This is a genomic window from Laspinema palackyanum D2c, from assembly GCF_025370875.1.
Classification (GTDB): domain Bacteria; phylum Cyanobacteriota; class Cyanobacteriia; order Cyanobacteriales; family Laspinemataceae; genus Laspinema; species Laspinema palackyanum.
Genome location: NZ_JAMXFD010000065.1, coordinates 1 through 2267, shown reverse-complemented (window position 1 = coordinate 2267; position 2267 = coordinate 1). Strand labels below are relative to the sequence as shown.

Genomic DNA, 2267 nt, shown 5'->3' with positions numbered 1-2267 from the left:
CTGCACTTCCACCTAGCGCCTATTAACGGGTGTTCTGCCCGTGACCTTACTGGATTAACTCCATGAGAGCACTCATCTTGAGGTGGGCTTCCCACTTAGATGCTTTCAGCGGTTATCCGCTCCGCACTTGGCTACCCTGCGTTTACCGTTGGCACGATAACAGGTACACCAGCGGTGCGTCCTTCCCGGTCCTCTCGTACTAAGGAAGGCTCCTCTCAATGCTCTTGCGCCTACACCGGATATGGACCGAACTGTCTCACGACGTTCTGAACCCAGCTCACGTACCGCTTTAATGGGCGAACAGCCCAACCCTTGGGACGTACTTCCGCCCCAGGTTGCGATGAGCCGACATCGAGGTGCCAAACCTCCCCGTCGATGTGGACTCTTGGGGGAGATCAGCCTGTTATCCCTAGAGTAACTTTTATCCGTTGAGCGACGGCCCTTCCACGAGGAACCGTCGGATCACTAAGGCCTAGTTTCCTACCTGCTCGACTTGTTTGTCTTGCAGTCAAGCTCTCTTGTGCCTTTACACTCGACGGCTGATTTCCAACCAGCCTGAGAGAACCTTTGCGCGCCTCCGTTACCATTTAGGAGGCGACCGCCCCAGTCAAACTGCCCACCTGAAACGGTTCCTTACCCAGATAATGGGTTAAGGTTAGAATTCTAGCTTGGCCAGAGTGGTATCTCACCGATGGCTCCATACCCCCCACAAGGGGTACTTCCACGCCTCCCACCTATTCTGCGCAGGCCAAGCCCGAACCCAATTCCAGGCTACAGTAAAGCTTCATAGGGTCTTTCTGTCCAGGTGTAGGTAGTCCGTATCTTCACAGACAATCCTATTTCGCCGAGCCTCTCTCCGAGACAGCGCCCAGATCGTTACGCCTTTCGTGCGGGTCGGAACTTACCCGACAAGGAATTTCGCTACCTTAGGACCGTTATAGTTACGGCCGCCGTTCACCGGGGCTTCAGTCGCCAGCTTTAGGGTTACCCCCTGACCGACTTCCTTAACCTTCCGGCACTGGGCAGGCGTCAGCCCCCATACCGCGTCTTGCGACTTTGCGGAGACCTGTGTTTTTGATAAACAGTCGCCTGGGCCTCTTCACTGCGACCCCCCTGTTGAGGGGGCACCCCTTCTCCCGAAGTTACGGGGCCATTTTGCCGAGTTCCTTAGAGAGAGTTATCTCGCGCCCCTTAGTATTCTCTACCTCCCTACCTGTGTCGGTTTCGGGTACGGGCCTCGATTGTTTATGGTGCAATGAGCTTTTCTTGGAAGCTGGACTCCTACCACTTCGACCCCGTAGGGTCTCGTACTCGTGCCTCAGCTCAGGACGTTTTCGCCGTCCCTCAACACCTCGAACACTTGAACCGGTAACCAACATCCGGCTGGCGGCAGCCTTCTCCGTCACTCTACACCAACAACCGAAGGTACGGGAATGTTAACCCGTTGTCCATCGACTACGCCATTTGGCCTCGCCTTAGGTCCCGACTACCCCTCCGCGGACGAGCCTGCCGGAGGAACCCTTAGGGTTTCGGGGTATTGGATTCTCACCAATATTTTCGCTACTCAAGCCGACATTCTCACTTCTATACAGTCCACACCTGCTTGCCGCTAGTGCTTCACCCCATATAGAACGCTCCCCTACCAATACAAAATATGTATTCCACAGCTTCGGTATGTCACTTAGCCCCATTCATTTTCGGCGCAGGAGCGCTTGACCAGTGAGCTATTACGCACTCTTTCAAGGATGGCTGCTTCTAGGCAAACCTCCTGGTTGTCTTTGCACTCCCACCTCCTTTATCACTGAGTGACAATTTGGGGACCTTAGCTGGTGGTCTGGGCTGTTTCCCTCTTGACGATGAAGCTTATCCCCCACCGTCTTACTGGCCGAGTGTTCCCCTGGTATTCAGAGTTTGCATCGATTTGGTACCGCTCTCGCAGCCCGCACCGAAACAGTGCTTTACCCCCAGGTTTAAATCTCGACCGCTGCGCCTAAACACATTTCGGGGAGAACCAGCTAGCTCCGGGTTCGATTGGCATTTCACCCCTAACCACACCTCATCCGCCGATTTTTCAACATCGGTCGGTTCGGACCTCCACTTGGTTTTACCCAAGCTTCATCCTGGACATGGTTAGATCACCCGGGTTCGGGTCTATAAACACTGATTAACGCCCTATTCAGACTCGCTTTCGCTTTGGCTCCGGCAGTGTTTGCCTTAACCTACCAGTGCTTATAACTCGCCGGCTCATTCTTCAACAGGCACGCGGT

At 54.4% G+C, this 2267-nt stretch carries 1 rRNA gene; it reads right to left on the bottom strand.

Annotation, left to right across the window (positions count from 1 at the left end):
* Window positions 1–2267: ribosomal RNA gene (locus NG795_RS28290) — 23S ribosomal RNA — on the bottom strand; the annotation flags it as partial.